Origin of the sequence: Flagellimonas cixiensis (assembly GCF_042134615.1) — a bacterium.
GTDB lineage: Bacteria > Bacteroidota > Bacteroidia > Flavobacteriales > Flavobacteriaceae > Flagellimonas > Flagellimonas cixiensis.
In genome coordinates this window covers 459,338-477,798 of record NZ_CP169639.1, presented here as the reverse complement: position 1 = coordinate 477,798, position 18,461 = coordinate 459,338, and the positions used below count along the sequence as shown (strand labels likewise).

Annotated in this window: 20 protein-coding genes and 1 tRNA gene; 4 read left to right on the top strand and 17 right to left on the bottom strand. The window is 38.6% G+C overall.

Features of this window, described 5'->3' with window-relative positions; translation table 11 throughout:
* Positions 1-259: 259 nt before the first annotated feature.
* Complete coding sequence (locus ABT310_RS02160; protein WP_375325126.1) at positions 260-2,083, top strand: helix-turn-helix domain-containing protein; 1,824 nt, start codon at positions 260-262, stop codon at positions 2,081-2,083.
* Positions 2,084-2,373: 290 nt separating this feature from the next.
* Here ABT310_RS02160 and ABT310_RS02155 read toward each other — a convergent pair whose 3' ends face one another.
* From ABT310_RS02155 to ABT310_RS02100, 12 genes are all read right to left on the bottom strand, one after another.
* Entirely contained in the window at positions 2,374-2,754 is a 381-nt protein-coding gene (locus ABT310_RS02155) for a group III truncated hemoglobin (protein ID WP_375325125.1), read from the bottom strand.
* Positions 2,755-2,826: 72 nt separating this feature from the next.
* The gene (locus tag ABT310_RS02150; RefSeq protein ID WP_375326139.1) at positions 2,827-3,264 is read right to left on the bottom strand and encodes an RrF2 family transcriptional regulator; all 438 of its coding nucleotides are present in this window, start codon (positions 3,262-3,264) and stop codon (positions 2,827-2,829) included.
* A gap of 128 nt (positions 3,265-3,392) precedes the next feature.
* Positions 3,393-4,547 carry a hypothetical protein gene (locus ABT310_RS02145; protein ID WP_375325124.1) on the bottom strand — a complete coding sequence of 385 codons (1,155 nt, stop codon included), beginning with the start codon at positions 4,545-4,547 and terminating at the stop codon, positions 3,393-3,395.
* A 62-nt stretch (positions 4,548-4,609) separates the two neighbouring features.
* Entirely contained in the window at positions 4,610-5,392 is a 783-nt protein-coding gene (locus ABT310_RS02140; protein WP_375325123.1) for an ABC transporter permease, read from the bottom strand.
* Positions 5,385-6,095: an ABC transporter ATP-binding protein gene (locus tag ABT310_RS02135; protein ID WP_375325122.1), complete on the bottom strand. Its 711-nt coding sequence runs from the start codon at positions 6,093-6,095 to the stop codon at positions 5,385-5,387. The genes ABT310_RS02140 and ABT310_RS02135 overlap by 8 nt, the downstream gene beginning before the upstream one ends.
* Positions 6,092-7,306 carry a nitrous oxide reductase family maturation protein NosD gene (locus ABT310_RS02130; protein WP_375326138.1) on the bottom strand — a complete coding sequence of 405 codons (1,215 nt, stop codon included), beginning with the start codon at positions 7,304-7,306 and terminating at the stop codon, positions 6,092-6,094. The genes ABT310_RS02135 and ABT310_RS02130 overlap by 4 nt, the downstream gene beginning before the upstream one ends.
* 93 nt (positions 7,307-7,399) lie before the next feature.
* Positions 7,400-7,693, bottom strand: coding sequence for a cupin domain-containing protein (locus ABT310_RS02125; protein ID WP_375325121.1), 294 nt, complete (start codon positions 7,691-7,693; stop codon positions 7,400-7,402).
* 21 nt (positions 7,694-7,714) lie between these two features.
* Positions 7,715-8,146, bottom strand: a complete 432-nt coding sequence (locus tag ABT310_RS02120; RefSeq protein WP_375325120.1) for a nitrous oxide reductase accessory protein NosL — start codon at positions 8,144-8,146, stop codon at positions 7,715-7,717.
* A 10-nt stretch (positions 8,147-8,156) separates the two neighbouring features.
* Entirely contained in the window at positions 8,157-8,765 is a 609-nt protein-coding gene (locus tag ABT310_RS02115) for a hypothetical protein (protein WP_375325119.1), read from the bottom strand.
* 124 nt (positions 8,766-8,889) lie between these two features.
* Positions 8,890-10,797, bottom strand: coding sequence for a Sec-dependent nitrous-oxide reductase (gene nosZ / locus ABT310_RS02110; RefSeq protein ID WP_375326137.1), 1,908 nt, complete (start codon positions 10,795-10,797; stop codon positions 8,890-8,892).
* A gap of 76 nt (positions 10,798-10,873) precedes the next feature.
* Positions 10,874-11,455, bottom strand: coding sequence for a fasciclin domain-containing protein (locus tag ABT310_RS02105; protein WP_375325118.1), 582 nt, complete (start codon positions 11,453-11,455; stop codon positions 10,874-10,876).
* A gap of 5 nt (positions 11,456-11,460) precedes the next feature.
* On the bottom strand, positions 11,461-11,970 hold the full coding sequence (locus tag ABT310_RS02100; RefSeq protein WP_375325117.1) for a c-type cytochrome: 510 nt from the start codon (positions 11,968-11,970) through the stop codon (positions 11,461-11,463).
* A gap of 115 nt (positions 11,971-12,085) precedes the next feature.
* Between ABT310_RS02100 and ABT310_RS02095 the strand changes: the two genes are divergently transcribed.
* Entirely contained in the window at positions 12,086-12,517 is a 432-nt protein-coding gene (locus tag ABT310_RS02095; RefSeq protein WP_375325116.1) for an RrF2 family transcriptional regulator, read from the top strand.
* A 297-nt stretch (positions 12,518-12,814) separates the two neighbouring features.
* Here ABT310_RS02095 and ABT310_RS02090 read toward each other — a convergent pair.
* Positions 12,815-12,888 (bottom strand) — tRNA-Arg (locus ABT310_RS02090).
* A gap of 63 nt (positions 12,889-12,951) precedes the next feature.
* Here ABT310_RS02090 and ABT310_RS02085 point away from each other — a divergent pair.
* A complete protein-coding gene (locus ABT310_RS02085) occupies positions 12,952-13,464 on the top strand; it encodes an adenine phosphoribosyltransferase (RefSeq protein ID WP_375325115.1) in 513 nt (170 codons plus the stop codon).
* On the opposite strand, the gene ABT310_RS02080 is transcribed toward ABT310_RS02085, so the two are convergent.
* The 3 genes from ABT310_RS02080 to ABT310_RS02070 all read right to left on the bottom strand — a co-directional run bounded on the left by ABT310_RS02080 (position 13,461) and on the right by ABT310_RS02070 (position 16,215).
* Complete coding sequence (locus tag ABT310_RS02080) at positions 13,461-13,604, bottom strand: SsrA-binding protein (protein ID WP_090294131.1); 144 nt, start codon at positions 13,602-13,604, stop codon at positions 13,461-13,463. The genes ABT310_RS02085 and ABT310_RS02080 overlap by 4 nt on opposite strands.
* Before the next feature lie 518 nt (positions 13,605-14,122).
* Positions 14,123-15,856 (bottom strand): M56 family metallopeptidase, encoded by a 1,734-nt coding sequence (locus ABT310_RS02075; RefSeq protein WP_375325114.1) that lies wholly within the window; start codon positions 15,854-15,856, stop codon positions 14,123-14,125.
* Complete coding sequence (locus tag ABT310_RS02070) at positions 15,856-16,215, bottom strand: BlaI/MecI/CopY family transcriptional regulator (RefSeq protein ID WP_375325113.1); 360 nt, start codon at positions 16,213-16,215, stop codon at positions 15,856-15,858. Before ABT310_RS02070 ends, ABT310_RS02075 begins: the two co-directional genes overlap by 1 nt.
* Before the next feature lie 150 nt (positions 16,216-16,365).
* Between ABT310_RS02070 and ABT310_RS02065 the strand changes: the two genes are divergently transcribed.
* On the top strand, positions 16,366-17,304 hold the full coding sequence (locus ABT310_RS02065) for a calcium/sodium antiporter (RefSeq protein ID WP_375325112.1): 939 nt from the start codon (positions 16,366-16,368) through the stop codon (positions 17,302-17,304).
* Between the two features lie 62 nt (positions 17,305-17,366).
* On the opposite strand, the gene ABT310_RS02060 is transcribed toward ABT310_RS02065, so the two are convergent.
* Positions 17,367-18,377 carry a glutamine synthetase beta-grasp domain-containing protein gene (locus tag ABT310_RS02060; RefSeq protein WP_375325111.1) on the bottom strand — a complete coding sequence of 337 codons (1,011 nt, stop codon included), beginning with the start codon at positions 18,375-18,377 and terminating at the stop codon, positions 17,367-17,369.
* Positions 18,378-18,461 lie beyond the last annotated feature (84 nt).

The window sequence follows — 18,461 nt, the reverse complement described above, 5'->3', positions numbered from 1 at the left end:
AAGTGAATTAAACCGAATTAATAAATGGACGCCTCCTATTTTAGTAGATTTCTATAAATATGGTTACCAAGAGTATGGAAAAAAAGAATGAATGTCATTTTATCATTTTGTCAAAATGCACCTACATTTAATAAAGAAATGTTAAATTAAGGCTTTTAAAATTGTTAAGACATGATAACCCCCGCGACACACAATAGCAGTTAGTTTGTTTGAATCAGATATGGAATTTAACTGACGGAATAACAAACAAACACACATAATGTTAATTAAACAGACTTGGATAATACTTGTTTTTTTATCCATAGTAACGGTATATGGTCATGAGAGAACATCAGATAGCCTGCAACCGTATTTAGATGGAATAAAAGAATTAGTCGAAAATCAAAAATTCCCCACACTGGATGATTTACTAGAGCAATGGGAAAATTCTATTGGGGAAAAAAGAGTGGATGCATGCTTCGAACTATATACGTACTATATTTTTAAATCAACAGAATTAGCCGAAAAGTATAATGATGAAGCATATGATCTATCTCAAAATATCAATTACGAGAAAGGCTATTTTAGGAGCACTTTAAATCAGGCTTTTGTATTTTTTGTCCAAGGCGATTTCGATGATGCCATGGAATTGATTCACCAATTGGAATCAACAAAAGAATTTCATGATTACAATGAAGTAAAGGCGGATTGCGAAACCCTTAAATCCTACATTTATACCGAAAGGGGCGAGTATGACCTTGCTTATGAAACGGCACTCAATCTTTTGGAAGAAGGAGATGACGCACAAGATTCATACACCCGAATGCGAGCCTATTCGGCAATTTCACATTTTTATCTCAGGTTGGGAGAATATGAAAAAGCATTGGATAACTGCCTGCACGGTGTGGATTACATATTAGAGTTAAAGGAAGGACGTTTTATCTTTCCAAAACTTGATGAAATTGCTAGGATGACGCATAAATTGGAAGGTGGCAAGGCTGCTCTGGACATTTATGATTTTTACCTAGAGTTGGAAAAATCAATCGAAGCGCCTGGAGATTACATTCAAAGTGTGGTGTACATGAATATTGCCGCAATTTATATTGAGGAGTCGGAGTTTCAAAAAGCACAAAATTTTCTGAACAGGGCGCTCAGTCTTATAGAAACCAACAATTATAAGTTTAGAAAACCAAGGGCCTATGTTTTAATGGCTTTGTTGCATGTAAAGGAAGGTGATAGCATTAGCGCACAAAAAGTTTATACCAGTGCATACCAAGCGGCAAAAGAGATAAAGGCATTTGATGTTATTAAAGAAGTGAGTAAAGAACTGTCCCAATTGAATAAGGCCATGGGATATTCCGATGAGGCCGAATATTTTGCTAATTTATATTTGTCCGTAAGTGATTCCCTTTTCTCGGTCGAATCAGAACAGCGACTCAGAATATTGGAGGCTAGAAGAAGAATTTCTGAAATATCTAGGCAAAAGGAAATTCTGGAAATTGAATCCAAGTCGCAGGAAGAGCGCTATAGGCTAATGCTCATCATTTTGATCATTACCTTGGTATCTGGCTTTTTTGCAACCCTCTCCTATTTTAAGGTAAAAAGGAAGAACAAACTCCTATTTTATAGGACCAAGGAGCTGGCCGTAGAAAAACTCAATCAAAATAAAAAAGTGGTTCTTGGCGAAGGAAACGATGCCAAAGACCAAGTTAACAACCTAAATTCAAATAAAAATTATCTGGATAAAGATGTAAAGGAAATAATTCTGACCAAGTTAAATAGGTTAGAGGAGGAGGCCTTTTTTCTAAATTCAAAATGTAGTTTACATAGTTTGGCAGAGGTATTGCAAACCAATCAAAAATATCTGTCGCAGGTTATTAACCATGAAAAAAACGCGAATTTCAGTAACTATATAAATGACCTTAGAATTAATTATTTGTTGAACCGGCTAATGGAGGATAAAGAATATCGAAATAATAAACTTGCCTATATAGCCACTACTAGCGGATTCAACAACCTAAATACTTTTTACTCGGCATTTAAAAAACGTTTGGGCATTCTTCCTTCATATTTCATAGAAAAACTAAACGAAGATGAACTATAATTAATTTAAAAAGGTGCATCAAGAAATTTAATGAATAACTAGGGAGAATTAGAAAAAGGGCATGCAGATGGAATGCCAAACTTGGGTTGTGAATCCATTTCCTTCGGATTTGCACTTATTCATTATCATTATTTTAATTCTTGGTATCGTTTCTTTTTTCTTGGGGATTGAGTTTTAGCTCCGAAAAATCAATTCGTTTTTGGGTGAAAAATGACCAGAAAAACTGGTGTAAGCATCGGGGCTTGCTGCACTCCACTTTGTTGGGTTCGCTTACCGATGAAGTTCAAATTTCATCCTCTTTGCTGCAAAAAATCAATTTTTAATTGGAACATCTCAGCCATTTTTGTGGCTCTGAACTTAGCTTCTTCCGCTTTGTTTCCTGAGAAGTTTTCATCAATGGTTTCAAAAAACAATTGTTTCCATCTATCAAAGTGTTTGGCATTAACAGGGAGTTGTGCATGGGGAGCAAAAGGACTACCTTGATAGGTGTGTTCTTTTAATAGGACCGTTTGCCAAAAACGATACATCTTCTCTAAATGACTAGGCCAATTATCTTTTATAATATCATTAAATATATTGGCAAGAATATTGTCTTTTCGAACCTTTCCGTAAAAATTATCTACCAATAATTTTATTTCATTTAAGCTTTCGATTTCTATTTTCTGTGTCATTGTTTTTTTTGTACTTAAAAAGATTATTCTCTTATATGATGTGCAAACTAGATAACCGGAAGTCATTTATTTTTAGGAGCGCTTTAAATAGGTCAATCCCACTTCAAGTCCTGTTGCCAAATCATATAAGCTGGTATTTCGTAGCATATTGCTTAAATCATTTCGTATATCTAAAAACCTATCATGCAAAGGACAGGGTTTTTGTGCATTACATTCTTTAAGTCCGAGACCACACCCTTTATAGATTTGATCACCGTCGATTGCCTTGACGATCATATTCAATTTTACATGGTCCATTTCCTCCCGATCAATTTCAAAACCGCCATTGGGTCCTTTAACCGAATGCACCAAATTGTTCTTGGTAAGTTGTTGTAGGATTTTGGCAGTAAAAGCAATGGGGGAATCGATTTCTTGAGCGATTTCAGTAACGCTCACACGTCTTCCCTCCAAGGATTGAAGTGCGATATAAACTGCAGCACGTATACCGTATTCGCAAGCTTTAGAAAACATCATTAGTAACGTATATGCAAACAAAAATAACCTTTTTATTTAAATAGGATAAAAATGTCTTTTATTATTCTCATTAGGTTAAAACCTATCGACGAAAGGTGAAATTTTTACTTCAATTTCAAGCGGGATCATGGTCTAGATTTTTTCCTGTTTTGTGCCAGTATCAAAGTTATTCCAACCGTAACCAAAAGACTGAAAATAGCCAAAATTATGGTTAGCCCGTGAATTGGACCCCATTGCCGCCAAGCAATCAAGCCCTTATAGAAAAGGAGTATTTCTGTAAGGAAAAACCCTAAAAAATACCATAGAAAGGATTTTTGGGATATTCGAAACAGTTTTAAATAATCCATAATAAAGAATAGACCTATGCTGATAACCCCTAAAAAAGCCAAGTGTAAATAACCAATGGTAAAATCAAGATAAGTGGCCGCCAAATTGGAAAAATAGGGGTGTACGGTTAATAGTTGTAAAGTTATTTTTATAATCGCAAATATCATGACCGTTCTGAACAGCAAAGATTGCAGTTTTGACATTGATAATTGAGATATTCGATGCTTGATCATTCCCCATAAACAAACAAAAGCATATAGTTGAAGTATTGCACCGGCCCCAGCCAACAGATACAACCAAAAAGAGGGTTTTGCCCAAAGGGTGGACAAGAAAAAAGTGAGAACAATACTTAAGTTTAGGCCTTTAAAAAAGTGAGTGAAGGTTTTTTGGGGAATTGTAAGACCTTTTTGCTCACCAACATAAATGAAGAGCCCTATTAAAGCGAGAATCATCCAGCCGTTGTACTGAAAATGAAGGTAAAAATAAATGGAGAGTCGATACCAAACGGATTGCGCCCCAAGCATATTCATAATACCTCCAAGGGCCCAAGGCCCTAAACTTGAGATTACCATATAGATCAGAGCAGCTTTTACACATTTTAGCCCTTTGTTGTGCTTGTATTTTGGATCAATATTTTTCCAAAAATGATATACGTACACATAAGAGACTATCAAAAACAAGGTGGAAAAAATAATAGAAAACAGTGCATAACCTTGAAAAGGGAAGGTCAATAGCATACCGACCAATGTTGTTTGGGTACACCAAAAAATACGTTGATAGCTTTTTTGGGATTTTTTTCTTTCCACAAAACAAAAATGGAGCAATGTGGAAAGAGCAACATATACCCACCCCAACAACGCTATGTGGGAATGGCCATGGACAACATACTTAAAATTGAAATCGAAGCCAAGAATAGGATAGAAGCGAAGCAATAATCCAAGTATAGCTGCCATGAGGAAATATGTCATGGCAATCTGGAGATGAAACCGATATGGTGTACACTTCGCAATCAAGATTAAAAATCTTTTTTTCCGGCTTTATACCGTAACCCCAAAATAGGCAGTAGTGTCCACAAAAAAAGAATGGCCAGTGAAACTAAGAACCCGAGATTTGTACCAAAGAACTTTTTGAAAATGGCCCCTGTGTATCCCAATAGTGCAGAAATATCCAGTTTGAGCAATATCAATATCCTGGATAGATCAATAGGGTTAAGTATGGTGGTCACCAAGGAGAAGGTATCCAAAGGGTATTCTTCAAAAATGATGAGCGACATCAAGAACAGGCCATCGTAGACCACGGCCAAGAAAAGCCAGAGCAAAACGGCATAGCCAAAGCCCTTTATCTTGTTTTCGTTGGATATGGCAATCACAAAGGAGAGCCCCACAAAAATGAAGGTCAAAAATGCCCCGGTGACCAGTAAAAGGGAAAAATCAAAAATGGCATTGCTCCGCAAAAGTCCGTACAGTAGAAATGAGATTCCTAAGCCCAATACCAAGCTCAGGGTCAGAGAGCCGGCTACGCCAAAATACTGTCCCATAAAAATGGAGCTGCGTTTTATGGGCTGTGCCAATAGGAGTTCGGTGAATTCCCGGGAATTGTAATAGTACATTACTCCGAAAATTGTGCCTATCAAGGGAATTAGCACAATAATCACGTTCATAAGGGTAATCACGGCCTTGGAGACATCATTATTCAAGAATAACAATACAAAACCCAGAGCGAGGTAGAACAAAAAGTAAACATAGCTCCAACGGCTGCGAATAAGATCGTAAAAACTGTATTTCAATATTTTAAGCATGGGAATCCGTCGTTATCGCCGCAATGGCGTGTTCAAAATTGCTTTGTTGGGTCTGCTCCAAAAGTTTACCTATACTTCCCTTAAAATAAATTTCCCCTTCCAAAAGGTATACGATTTCATCAGCCACTTCTTCCACAAACTGCATAATGTGCGAAGTGATCAAAATGGTTTTTCCATTGGTTTTTTCTTTTTGAATCAATTCCTTTAAACGAATCAATGCCTTGGGGTCCAAACCTGTGGTAGGTTCATCCAAAATAATCAGTGGACTATCAAACATAAAGGTCAGAACAATGTTCACTTTTTGTTTGGTTCCCCCAGAAAGGGTTGATAATTTTTTGTTCAGAAACGGTTCCAGGCCAAAGAGGGCAATGAGTTCTTCTTCTTCACTTGAGCTGTTTCTAAGATCCTTGATCATACCAATCAATTCCTTGACCCTGATGTTGGGCGGAAAATTGGCAATTTGAGGGAGGTAATCGATTTTTTTGCGATACTTCCAGTTTTTTTTGATGGATTCCTTCAGTACGGATATTTCTCCTTTATCGGGAATTACCATGCCCAAGATACTCTTGATCAAAGTGGTTTTGCCAGAACCATTAGGACCAAGGATGGCATAAATGTAACCTTTGTCAATGGTAAGGTCCACCCCTTTCAAAACTTGGTTTTTGCCAAATTGCTTATGAAGATTTTTTATTTCAATGGTCATGGTCGTACTTTCATTAAAGGTTGGGCATCTTTTAAATTGTCGGGCGTAAAAACAGGGGAGACCCTTTCGGAAAAATCAATAATATCCATGAACAAACTCCGCAATAGCACAATGGTCTCCGGGGTGCGATTAACCACATAGGAAAAAAGTTTTACGGGGCGATAAGGCACATCCCCGATGCCGTCCTTGTTCAAGTCGTAACCCGTATAACTGCTCCAAAAATTACCTTCAAAGACATTATCGTTAAGTTTGCTGTTGTACGAGATATCAAAGGAATTGTACAAGAAATTATTGCCTTTGAAGCTATTGGTGTAGCAAGCCCCGAGTACACGTATGGCCCAACCATTTCCTATAAAATCGTTGTTGGTGTACTTGATCCGATTGGACCCCTCTATATTGATACCGATGGTGTTTTCTTCAAAAATATTTCCAATGATCTCCGCATCGTTGATTTCTTTTAATAGCATGCCATAGGCAGCTGTGCCCCAATTTTTTCGAAAAGTATTATTCTTCATGGTGATGAACTTAGAGAACATTACGGCGACTCCGGCGCCATTGTTTTCGAAAATGTTGTTCGTGTAGACATCATCGTTCGAGAACATGAAATGGAGACCATAACGAAGATTGTCCATGCTCATGTTATCCGTAATGGTAATTCGGTCTGAAAATTCGAGATAAATCCCGTCCCGGGTGCCCTGTACATGGTTTTTTAGGACCTCTATGTCCGAAGAATACCAAAGCTGGATACCGTTGCCCGAATTGTATTCGTCCACGGCTTCACCAATGATTTTATTTTGCTGGACCTTGCCATGCGATGATTTTTCCAAATAGATTCCAAAGAACAATTGCTCCAGAACCATATTCTGAATGAGAAAATTCTTGCTCTTCACCACTCGTATAGCAGCGTTGTCTTTGGTGTAACTCACCCCTACATTTATAATGGACAGCCCATCCAGTGTAACTCCATCCGATTGGATGCGGAATATTTCTCCTTTTTTTTCGCCATCAATAATGGGGTGGTCAATGCCTTTGATCACCAAGGGCTTGTCTACTAAAATTTCAAATTCTTTGTAGGTGCCTTTTTGAACCAACAATGTGTCATTGGAACTGGCAATTGCAATGGTCTCCTTAATGGAACTCTGCTCGCAAGTATTGCAGATGGTCCATGTTTTAGCCCATACCATCGAACCTAAGAAAAACATAATCAACATTAAGGTGTATTTGTTATATGAATTGTTGATAGTCATGATTTTTTTTAAAATTGCTGTTTACTTGGCCCGCTCAGATATGGGAAACTACCTGTTTTATCTAATAATTAAAAATTTGGTATCCTTTAAAGCTTTGACCCAGTGTTCCACATCTTTGGAAAAACTAAAGTGTTGCTGTTCCCTCAAAACAATGTTTTGGTTTTCAATATAAAAGTCAATGACTCCTTCCAATACAATTAAATGGGCATCTTTCGGGGAAGTGTGCCTTGGAAAAATGGCATTCTTTGCCAGGCTAATACTCAATATTTCTAAGGAGGTATTTTTGACTAGTTGTTCTATCTGTAAACCATCAAAAGCTTGTTGGGCAATCGTGTTGTCAATATCTATCATATACATAAGTTTGACTTTTTATCATTTGAATTGTTTGTGTAACTCTAACCAGGTTAGAAGTTCCCCACCATTGGCTTCCAAGCTGTTTTGGGCGACTTGCTCGTCGGAGAATGCGCTTAAAAATGCCCCCATGGGGCTCGGGATGTTCTCACTGATTAAAAAAGTGGCTTTTGTGCCATCCACCAATGTTCCGGGCTCGTCAAAATCATTGACCATAAATAAGGCCATGGTAGTTATGTCCCCATCCTTTAATTGGTTCATCATGCATTCTATGGCATCAAAGTTGAACACCTTACCTTTTTTGGTGATCAATTGTGCGGCATGTTGTTTGTCCACAATCGTCATACTGCAATAATGGCAACCTACTTGGCCATAGTCGATGGGTTTGGGTTGTATGGAGCAACCTGTGGCCATGAGTATAATCATCAATACTGCGGTTATCTGCTTTTTCATTTGGAATTGTTTATTGTTTTGAGCTTTTCCATCCCATGAAGCCTGCAAGTAGGGTGAGCATCATCCCTACAAACATTAAATAAGCACCAGTGGATGGCAACGAAGTGACATCAAAATTCAGCATTTTTACATGCCCCAATAATGGTGGTTTATAGGTCATCGGGCTTCCATCGGCATTGGTCAATTTCATAATGGCATTGGGGTCCAAATTAGTGCCATAGTCAATCAACCATTCATTAAAATCATACATGCCCAAAATACCTAGCACTGACATGAATACGAACCAACCCCAAAACCACTTGTAATTTATTTTGTTCAGGAACCCCAGAACGCCAATTAATACCCCAATACCTACCATGATTCCAATTATCAATGGAAAAGTGCCAAATTCCCACATTTCTTCAGGCTTAGGCAGTGTATGCATTCCAATGTAATGGTTTAGCCCATCAATATTCTGAACATCAAATTCGTTTACGCCCTTAAGACCACTAATGTGGATGTTCAATCCCAATGGCTCAGGATATTGGGGCGCTCCCAACATGATATTCCAGAGGGGAAAGAAATATAATCCCACAAGGAAGAGAGGGCCAACAATCATTAATATACTAGCCTTTTTCATTTTTCTAGATTTAAAAGTTACAAACTGAATGTGGTTTTTTGGTCAAAGGTTGAATGTCAATTTGTAAAAAAGCGGGCAGGTCTTGGACACGGCCCGCTTTTGTTCCTTGGTTTATCAATCCGAATTATTCACCAAGTGACCATTTCAATTCTATATTTGAATTGGCCGGGGAAACCCTAACATATCCTTGCATTTCTTGGTGCAATGCAGAACAAAAATCGGTACAATAGAATGGCCATACCCCAACTTGCTTGGGCTCCCAAACAGAGGTTTTTGTCTGCCCGGGCATAATGAGAAGCTCCGAAGTGTTTTGGCCAATCATGGCAAAACCGTGCGGTACATCAAAATCCTGTTCATGGTTGGTAATGTGAAAGTACACTTTGTCACCAACTTTGATTCCCTCGATATTATCGGGTGTAAAGTGACTCCTGATGGTGGACATATAAATATGAACCTCGTTTCCATCTCTAACTACTTTGGAATCTGTTGGTGTTTTAACTGCATAAGGGTGCTCGTTTTCATCCAATCTGTATATTTTCTGAGACTTTGGCGCCAATATATCTGCGGGTATTCCAGCTGCATAATGGGGCTCCCCATGGGTTGGGAAATCATATATCAGTTCCATTTTATCTCCAGAGATGTCATAAATCTGGGCAGAGTGTTCCATTTCAGGGCCTGTGGGAAGATACCTGTCCTTGGTAATCTTGTTCATGGCCACAACATATTTACCGAAAGGCTTTCTGGAATTACCCCCTGGGATCATCAAGTGACCCACAGAATAGTAGGTTGGTTTTCTATCAATGACTTCCCAAGTACCCAATTTCCATTTCACAACTTCTGATGAGATAAAGAATGTTGTATACGCATTTCCTTTACCGTCAAATTCGGTATGCAAGGGGCCGAGGCCTCCACTTTTTACCTGTCCGGCAAGCACATCCTCAAATTTAAGTATTGGAATTCCATAGGCTTCCCCATCAAATTGTTCACTTTCAATGGCTGCAATCATTTTATCAAACGAGTGCACTGTTAGGTCAGCGGAGAGTTTACCATTTCCAATGATATATTGACCGGTTGGGTCTACATCACATCCATGAGGTGATTTTGGTGTTGGTAAAAAATAAACAGCACCTGGAACTTTTAACGGATCTACCGTCAATACTTCTTTTTTCATGGTTGTTGTGGCTGTATGTGTGCCTTCATCATACACATTGTGTGCATAATTGGCAGGCATTTTTGTACCTCCGCCATTGTTTACGTATTCTTCAATTTTCTTCCAGTTGACAGCAGCAATAAAGTCCTTGTCGTTTTGCGAGGCATTGACCTCTTGCAGGGTGTAGGCCTCCTCTGTATTGTAGGTGGTAAAAAAGAACCATCCATGGGATTTACCTCTACCGGGATGCGATAGATCATAATTAAATCCGGGCATCAACAATTGGAATTTTAAATCCATGTGTCCATGTTCTGGGTCTACACTAATAAAGGATAGGGAACCTTTAAAATTACTTTTGTATTCATTTATGGGCATGTCCCTTTGTGGAATAGGAACTGAGAAACGGGTCCCTGCCACCACATATTCTGTATTTTCCGTGATGAAGGAGGAACTGTGGTTACCGGCACTATTGGGCACCTCTATGATTTCTTCTGTCTCAAATGTGCTCAAATTGATCCGTGCAATCCTTGGTGTATTGTTCCCGTTGATGAATATCCAACGCCCATCCAATTCACCATTGGTCTGGGATATGTCCGGGTGATGGGCATCGTCCCAAGGGACAAATCCATGAGAAGTGTTGAGCATCGGTTTGGTCTCTTCTGAATAGCCATAGCCCGAAGTCGGGAACTGGGAGAAAACGGGAATCTCCTTGAACATTCTACCAGAAGGCAATCCATATACGGTTAGATTACCGCTGTATCCCCCGGATAAGAAAGCGTAAAACTCATCTTGCTCCCCTGGAGCTACATATACTTTTTCGGCAGCACTTGATGAAAGGGCCCCGGTTGAATTTTGATTCTGTTGACCACAGGAAACCAACATTATGAAGGCTCCTACGGTCATTAGTAAATGGTTGTTAATTTTCATTGTGTTAGGATTTATCTGTTGTTTATTTTGATTATTGGGTGGGAGGCAAGATTACCTTGTCCACTACATGGACGATTCCATTTCCAGCCTGTACACTTCCAATGATTTTGGCTCCACCGATAAAAACATCATCGCCCTTTACTTCAACGGCGACATTTTGATCATTGGCTTGCCCTAATTTTTTGAAATTCTTTAAAAAGTCTTTGGAATAGTTGCCCGGAGTAACGTGATACTTGAGAATATTGGCCAAAGCGTCTTTGTTTTCTGGTTTTAACAGGTCCTCAACCGTACCATCTGGCAAAGCATTAAAAGCAGCATTGGTTGGTGCGAAAACCATCAAAGGACCAGCATTGACTAAAACATTTTCCAATTTTGCAGCTTGTACTGCAGCCACAAGCGTAGAGTGGTCTTCGGATTGCAATGCTATTTGCAGAACATTGGGAGTAGATTCATCATCTTCAATAAAGGCTTGCCCCTTGGTGTATTCTGTGGCTACTGTAGATGCATTTTGATTTGAATCTATTGTTTCGTTTTGAGGCTCATTTTTACAACTACCGAGTATTAACAGTAGTGAAAACAGCCCCGTTATTCTGAATTTAATGGTTGATTTCATAATGTTTATTTTAAGGTTCTGAAGTATTCGAGAATGGCTCTTGCTTGGTCTTCGGTCAATCCTTGGTTGGACATCGGTGATCCATTGAATTCTTGGAATAGGTCTTTTGCCAAAGGATCTTGTTGCACCATTTCCTGAGGATTTAATATCATGTTCATTACCCATTCTGGAGTTCTTCTTTCAAGTACACCGTTTGGGGCAGGACCGATGAATTTTTTACCTATCCTGTGGCAGGCCAAACACATTTGGTCATAAACCTCCTTGCCACTTTCAGCCATGGTTTGGTCAATCTCAGCAGGTAATTCAATAGACTTTATAGGACCAACACCTTTAGTGGTCAAATCAACCCGTTCAGAGGGCTTTACCTCATTGGTGGTAGTCTCAACAGTTTGTTCGGTTGGTTCCTTTTTTCGTTCCACACTAAAGCTGCCGTCTTTTTTATCCTCCGTTTTCCCTCCACAGCTTATCATGATAAGGGTAAAAAACAGTATTGTTCCTTTTAGTAGTGTTTTCATGTGATTAAACTTTAGAATTTCCAACCAAAAGTATAGAGGGTAAATCACCTATAACATGATATAAGTCATAAAAAGGATAAAAATATCTTTTAATCTTTGTTATACATTTTTCGCCATGCTTTCGAATTCTTCCAAATACGCCATTAAAGGAGTGCTATATTTAGCATTGAACTCCAATGCAGACCATAAGGTCTTGGTAAGGGATATTTATGATACGATTCATGTGCCAGAGGCTTACTTGGCCAAATTATTACAAGAACTCTCCCGGCATGGTATCATTTCTTCCACTAGAGGACCAAAAGGAGGTTTTTATTTAAGTGAAGAAGATAGAAAGCACACCCTTTTGGAGATTGTAAAGGTTATAGATGGAGAGAATCGACTGAATTCATGTGTTATGGGTATCCGTAATTGTGATATGGATAATCCTTGTGTTCTTCATAAACTTGTGGGCGGTAATAAGTCTAAGTTTATCAATGTTCTTGAAAGTACAACGATATTGGATTTAGTGGAGGGTAAGAATGGGGTGGAGGAGTTTTTTCCAATGTAAATTCTAATCTAGTTATTTTAGGTAAAAGGGTATTGGGTCCACAATAGGATGGAAAAAGTGTGCGACGTTTACATAGTTGTCATCTTAGATTTAAATGTAAAGATGAAAGTCAAATCAATTATGTGCCAGTACTTTAGGAGTGTGTTCGGTCAATAGTTTTGAGGATTTGATTTTGTTGACCGAATTGGTACCGATTGATATGAAATCAAAACAAATTAAATGTACCCCTATAAATGCCGAAAACCTTACAGTTATAAGTTCTGTAAGGTTTTCCGTTATTTTGGTATTGCTACCCAGTGACCGCGGCAGGATTCAAACCTGCAACCTTCTGAGCCGTAATCAGATGCGCTATTCAGTTGCGCCACGCGGCCTTATTTAAGGGCTGCAAATATATTTCTTTTTAACTTTACCACAAAACCTTAGCATATAAAAAAATGGATTTTGGCTCCTACATTCGTGATATTAAAGACTATCCCAAACCTGGAGTGGTTTTTAAAGACATTACTCCTCTATTAAATGATCCTGTGGCGTTGAAAAAAACAGCTGAAGCTTTGCTGGGATTTACCTCTAACATGCACATTGATAAAGTGGTTGGCGTAGATAGCCGGGGCTTTATTTTTGCTCCTATGCTCGCAGAGAAACTTAAAGCAGGTTTTATTCCAGTCAGAAAAAAAGGAAAGCTACCCTATAAAACCGTTTCCGAACCTTATGTGCTCGAGTACGGAGAAGGCAGTTTGGAAATCCATGAAGATGCCATTGTGCCTGGTGAAAAGGTATTGGTACACGATGATGTGTTGGCCACCGGCGGAACCGCCGAAGCCGTTTGTAAATTGGTTGAAAAACTTGGGGGCGAGGTGGTGCAATGCAACTTTTTAATAGAACTTACCTTTTTAGGTGGCTCAGAAAAACTCAATGGTTATCCCATAAATGCACTTCTGCAATATTAATCCAGTGCTTTAGTGGTCACAAAATAGCGCCAGCCTATAATGGCCAACTGCAATTTACTTGCCTTGGATAAGTCCAGTCCCTTTTTGGTATAGGAGGGAAGTACAACTTTATTGATTTTAGCCAGAATTTTATAAAACATCTTTGTCTATTGTGCTGGACAAATATAAGGGGTTCAGCCTTAAATGTAATATTTGGGATAGTATATGGGCAGTCAATGCTTATGCCAACATAAAAACAAAGGTGATTAATTGTACTAATAAAGTCACGAAAATTTTTACAAGTGTGATCATTTTTCTGATTGATTTTTTTGGTTAAAAAACTATGATTATCGGTTTATATTTTTCAATATAGAATGAGTAAAATCATTGTTCCAAGAAATTTCATGAAAATCTATGCAATTGCATATGAAACTGTAGTTTTTAAAATGAGATGCTTCTACAATTGAAATGGTATGCCTTGTAAAAAGTTTTAAAATGTAATTATAAAATATATTAAATGTTATAATTTGTAATAAATGTAGGGGGTTTTTAGGTCTCTTTTCAAAAACCAAGGGGCGTTTCGTTTAAAAATGGGGTGTTTTGGGCCATTTCGTTTGTGAGCTGCCAATAAAAAAGCCGCTCACAAGGGAACGGCTTTCTGTAATTTTGATATATAAGTTTAGTTCTTTTTCGTGGTAATTTCAATCACTCCATCCTTTGCTTTTTTGCCATACTTATCGATAGCTTTATCACCTTTAAAAACATTCATGCTCTTTATGTCGGATGGGTCAAGTTTTTTTACGTCATCCGATTTTACCTTTTTTCCATCTATATAAAAAAGAGGGCTATCCTTGCCATCGGTGTCAAAGTAGAAAAAGCCGTTTTGTTTGCCCAATACCTCAATATCCTCATCGTCATCCGAATCTCTTGTTATAAAAACATGTCCGCCTTTTTTTACGGTGCTTTTATCATCCGAATCACGGATGACCACAATATTTCCATCTTCTCCTGTTGTATTGATTTTTTTTACGATAACGTGTTCTTTCTCTCCCTCATCAGAAATAAATAGTGCATTGTCCTCATCACTATTAATGTGAATTTTTATCTCTTTCTCTTCACCATCTTCGGTTTTAACAATCACTTTCTTTGTCCCGTCGACTTTTTTGATGACAATTTCTTTCTCATCAGAAGAAGTCCAAGTAGCATCGCCATCCATTTTATGGATGCGGATTTTGTGTTTTTTACCACTTCCGATGGAAACCATATTGGCATCATCGTCATAAAATACATTTATTGGGTCAATGGGTCCGTCAGAATTGCTGTTGTAATTGCTGCTGAAGCTTTCTCCTTTGGAGCTTTTACCGCTAATTTGAATGCTTACTTCAATAATTTCTTTGGCGTCGTTGCGAACGGTGGTATAACTGAAATCAATGTCATCGGCAGCTAGGTCCTTTTTCATTTTGTCCAGTTGGTCATCCGTAGTGTTCTTGTCGATGATGAGTTCGACAGTTTTGTCCTTAAAAAGCATATCGTCCACATTAGGTTCGGCATAGGTATAGACCGTTTCCGTAGCAAAACTTACCAAGAACAGACCCAATAGGGGGAGGATCAACAAGGTTTTGAATGCATTACTTTTTTTCGATTGATTTTGATTTAACATGACTATTCGTTTTTTGATTAATGAATTGTAAAATGAATTTGTTAATTGATATCCGGGTTGTTCCACGGCTTGTTTAAGCATGAGGTACTGATAGGCTTTTTTATCGGATGTGCTTTTTATGGCGAAATGATCGGCCAGGTATTCCAAGTTTTGACTTACCGCCAATTTGTACAACCACAGTAGGGGATTAAACCAGAAAATAATCTTTAATACTTCCAAGAACAAAATGTCCAACGAGTGCAATTGTCGGGCATGCACTTTTTCGTGTTCCAAAATGGTCTTTAATTCATCCGAAGCAAAAATGCGCGGGTTATAAAAAATGTAGTTGAAAAAAGAAAATGGATTTATTTTCTTTTGGGTTTCAATATGTAAAAAGGTGGATTCCCTCCAAATCACAGCATCGTTCGCCAATGATTTTAATTGACTCAGACGGAGTATAAATCGAATCAATAGGAAGGTTGTTACAATAAGGTATAGACCAATAACCATATTTTCGGTGGACCAAATACTTTGTATGGTTTGGGTGGTAGATGTGGAGCCGATGTTCACGGCATCCAAAAATTCTGGTTTTTCCCTCACCACGGTTCTTTTGATTTTAATCAAAGGAAATAACAAGGATAGGACAAGACCAGATAACAAGAACAAACGGTTTTGGGCAAACAAGGTGTCACGTCTTAAGAATAAAAAGTACACAGCCAAGAATCCACCGAGAATTGCTGCCGATTTTAATAGATATATAAGTATAGCTTCCATTACTTTTTCTTTTCAATAAGATCTATGATCTCTTTTAATTCACTAATGGATATTTTTTCCTCTTGGGCAAAGTGCGAGACCAAGCTCTTGTAAGAGTCATTGTAATAATCCACAATGGCCGTGTTCACGTATTTTTTTCGGTATTGCTCCTTGCTCACAACAGGGAAATAGCGATGAGTGTTCCCAAACGCTTCGTGGTCCACGAAACCCTTTTCCTGTAAATTCCTTACAATGGTGGATAAGGTATTGTAATGAGGTTTTTCACCTTCAATCTCCTCTAAAATTTCTTTTACAAAAGCTTTGTTCAGCTTCCAGAGGATTTTCATGATTTCCTCTTCCTTATTGGTTAATTTTTGCATGATGAATCGAATATGGGACCAAACATAATACTATTGTTATAGTTAAACAACTATTTTTGTAGTTTATTAACTATTTTTATAGTTTTTATTTTTCAGCTTCCATGCATGCAGGAGTAAATCTTCCTTTATCTTTATGCCAAAATTTACTTTTTGGGAAATCTACTCTTTATTGTTTTAGGGCTTGTACTGTTGATTGCAGGGGGAAATTGGTTGTTGAAATCGGCCGTGGCGTTATCCCTGCGTTTGTTTATTCCTAAAATTGTGATTGGGATGACGGTGGTGTCCTTTGCCACCTCTGCTCCTGAACTTATTGTAAGTGTAAAAGCGGCTTTGGATGGATTTCCCGATCTGGCTCTGGGCAATGTCGTGGGTTCCAATATTGCCAATTTAGCCTTGGTGTTGGCCATTACCGTTATTTTGGGGAGTATTGATGTACGAAAAAGTTTTTATACTACCGATTGGCCCGTGATGATGTTGGCCTCATTGGTGTTTTTTGGCTTTATTTATTTCGATGGAGTACTTCAGCAATACGAAGGAATAATTTTGGTGACCATGTTGTTTGCCTTTTTGATTTATCTATTGCGATTTCAAAAAACAGCAGTGGAGGATGAAATGCCCGAAGATGATGTGCCCTTGCCATTATATAAAATTGTATTGTATTTGGGTATTGGTGGAACGGCCCTTTGGGGTGGTTCCGAACTACTGATTGATGGTGCGGTGGGCATGGCCTCTGCTTTTGGTGTAAGCGACCGCGTGATTGGAATTACCGTGGTTTCGGTAGGAACCAGTATTCCTGAACTGGCAGCTTCGGTTATCGCCGTTATCAAAAAGGAAAAAGCGATTTCGTTGGGCAATTTGATCGGTTCCAATATTTTCAACCTATTGGCCGTATTGGGCATTACCTCCATCATAACACCGATTACGGTTATGGATCAAGGTCTTTTGAAAAGTGATATCTTCTGGATGTTAGGTATCTCTTTCTTGATATTTCCCTTGGTTTTCTTTCCAAGGGGATTGCGATTGGGCTGGAGAGATGGAATAGTGCTTTTAACGGTTTATGCGGTGTTTGTTTATATGACCATAAAATAAAAACCGCCCCTTAAAAGCGGGACGGTTTCCATCTATAATCAACAACTAATTTATTTACGCGATTACACTTTTGCGGATTTTACTGTCTTAACAATTACAGCCGCAACTTTGTATGGGTCAGCGTTAGAAGCAGGTCTTCTGTCTTCCAACCAACCTTTCCATCCTTTTTCAACGGTCATGATAGGAATACGGATAGAAGCTCCTCTATCAGAAACACCATAGCTGAAATCGGAAATAGAAGCGGTTTCGTGCTTACCTGTCAAACGCTCATCATTGTACTCACCGTAAACAGCAATGTGCTCAGCAGTAACAGGACGGAATGCTTCACATACTTTTTCGTATGTTTCTTTAGATCCACAAGTTCTCAACAAAGTGTTGGAGAAGTTGGCGTGCATACCAGAACCGTTCCAATCACCTTTGATAGGTTTTGGGTGGTACTCGATATAATAACCGTAGCTTTCGGTCAATCTTTGCAACATGTAACGGGCAACCCAGATTTCGTCACCTGCTTTTTTGGCTCCTTTGGCGAACAATTGGAATTCCCACTGTCCGGCAGCAACCTCTTGGTTTATTCCTTCAAATTGAAGACCGGCATCCAAACATAGATCAGCGTGCTCTTCCACCAAATCTCTACCCCAAGTGTTTCTTCCACCTACGGAACAGTAGTATAGACCTTGAGGTCCAGGATAACCACCTACAGGGAAACCAAGTGGCAACTGTGTTGCAGTGTCCATGATAAAGTATTCTTGTTCAAATCCAAACCAAAAGTCATCGTCCTCGTCATCAATGGTAGCTCTTGAATTGCTCACGTGTGGAGTTCCATCAGGATTCAATACCTCTGTCATAACCAAGTAACCATTTCTTCTAGCGGGGTCTGGATATATGGCAACCGGTTTTAGCAAGCAGTCAGAAGAGCCTCCTTCAGCCTGTTTGGTGGATGAACCATCAAAGGACCAAGTTGGGCAATCTTCCAATTTACCGCTAAAATCTTCTTCAATTCTGGTTTTACTTCTAATGTTGGCTGTTGGCTCATAACCATCCAACCATAGATACTCTAATTTAGATTTGCTCATAATTCTGGTAGTTAATCGTTCTCAATTTTGTGATTAACAAAAATAGGTTTTTCATTTAATTATCAATGTTTTGTAGGGGTAAAA

What these genes read in the sequence shown, in the direction of transcription:
- ABT310_RS02160 (WP_375325126.1), top strand. Translation starts at nt 260, where the DNA reads ATGTTAATTAAACAGACTTGGATAATACTTGTTTTTTTATCCATAGTA.
- ABT310_RS02155 (WP_375325125.1), bottom strand. Translation starts at nt 2,754, where the DNA reads ATGACACAGAAAATAGAAATCGAAAGCTTAAATGAAATAAAATTATTG.
- ABT310_RS02150 (WP_375326139.1), bottom strand. Translation starts at nt 3,264, where the DNA reads ATGTTTTCTAAAGCTTGCGAATACGGTATACGTGCTGCAGTTTATATC.
- ABT310_RS02145 (WP_375325124.1), bottom strand. Translation starts at nt 4,547, where the DNA reads ATGGCAGCTATACTTGGATTATTGCTTCGCTTCTATCCTATTCTTGGC.
- ABT310_RS02140 (WP_375325123.1), bottom strand. Translation starts at nt 5,392, where the DNA reads ATGCTTAAAATATTGAAATACAGTTTTTACGATCTTATTCGCAGCCGT.
- ABT310_RS02135 (WP_375325122.1), bottom strand. Translation starts at nt 6,095, where the DNA reads ATGACCATTGAAATAAAAAATCTTCATAAGCAATTTGGCAAAAACCAA.
- ABT310_RS02130 (WP_375326138.1), bottom strand. Translation starts at nt 7,306, where the DNA reads ATGTTGATTATGTTTTTCTTAGGTTCGATGGTATGGGCTAAAACATGG.
- ABT310_RS02125 (WP_375325121.1), bottom strand. Translation starts at nt 7,693, where the DNA reads ATGATAGATATTGACAACACGATTGCCCAACAAGCTTTTGATGGTTTA.
- ABT310_RS02120 (WP_375325120.1), bottom strand. Translation starts at nt 8,146, where the DNA reads ATGAAAAAGCAGATAACCGCAGTATTGATGATTATACTCATGGCCACA.
- ABT310_RS02115 (WP_375325119.1), bottom strand. Translation starts at nt 8,765, where the DNA reads ATGAAAAAGGCTAGTATATTAATGATTGTTGGCCCTCTCTTCCTTGTG.
- nosZ (WP_375326137.1), bottom strand. Translation starts at nt 10,797, where the DNA reads ATGTTGGTTTCCTGTGGTCAACAGAATCAAAATTCAACCGGGGCCCTT.
- ABT310_RS02105 (WP_375325118.1), bottom strand. Translation starts at nt 11,455, where the DNA reads ATGAAATCAACCATTAAATTCAGAATAACGGGGCTGTTTTCACTACTG.
- ABT310_RS02100 (WP_375325117.1), bottom strand. Translation starts at nt 11,970, where the DNA reads ATGAAAACACTACTAAAAGGAACAATACTGTTTTTTACCCTTATCATG.
- ABT310_RS02095 (WP_375325116.1), top strand. Translation starts at nt 12,086, where the DNA reads ATGCTTTCGAATTCTTCCAAATACGCCATTAAAGGAGTGCTATATTTA.
- ABT310_RS02085 (WP_375325115.1), top strand. Translation starts at nt 12,952, where the DNA reads ATGGATTTTGGCTCCTACATTCGTGATATTAAAGACTATCCCAAACCT.
- ABT310_RS02080 (WP_090294131.1), bottom strand. Translation starts at nt 13,604, where the DNA reads ATGTTTTATAAAATTCTGGCTAAAATCAATAAAGTTGTACTTCCCTCC.
- ABT310_RS02075 (WP_375325114.1), bottom strand. Translation starts at nt 15,856, where the DNA reads ATGGAAGCTATACTTATATATCTATTAAAATCGGCAGCAATTCTCGGT.
- ABT310_RS02070 (WP_375325113.1), bottom strand. Translation starts at nt 16,215, where the DNA reads ATGCAAAAATTAACCAATAAGGAAGAGGAAATCATGAAAATCCTCTGG.
- ABT310_RS02060 (WP_375325111.1), bottom strand. Translation starts at nt 18,377, where the DNA reads ATGAGCAAATCTAAATTAGAGTATCTATGGTTGGATGGTTATGAGCCA.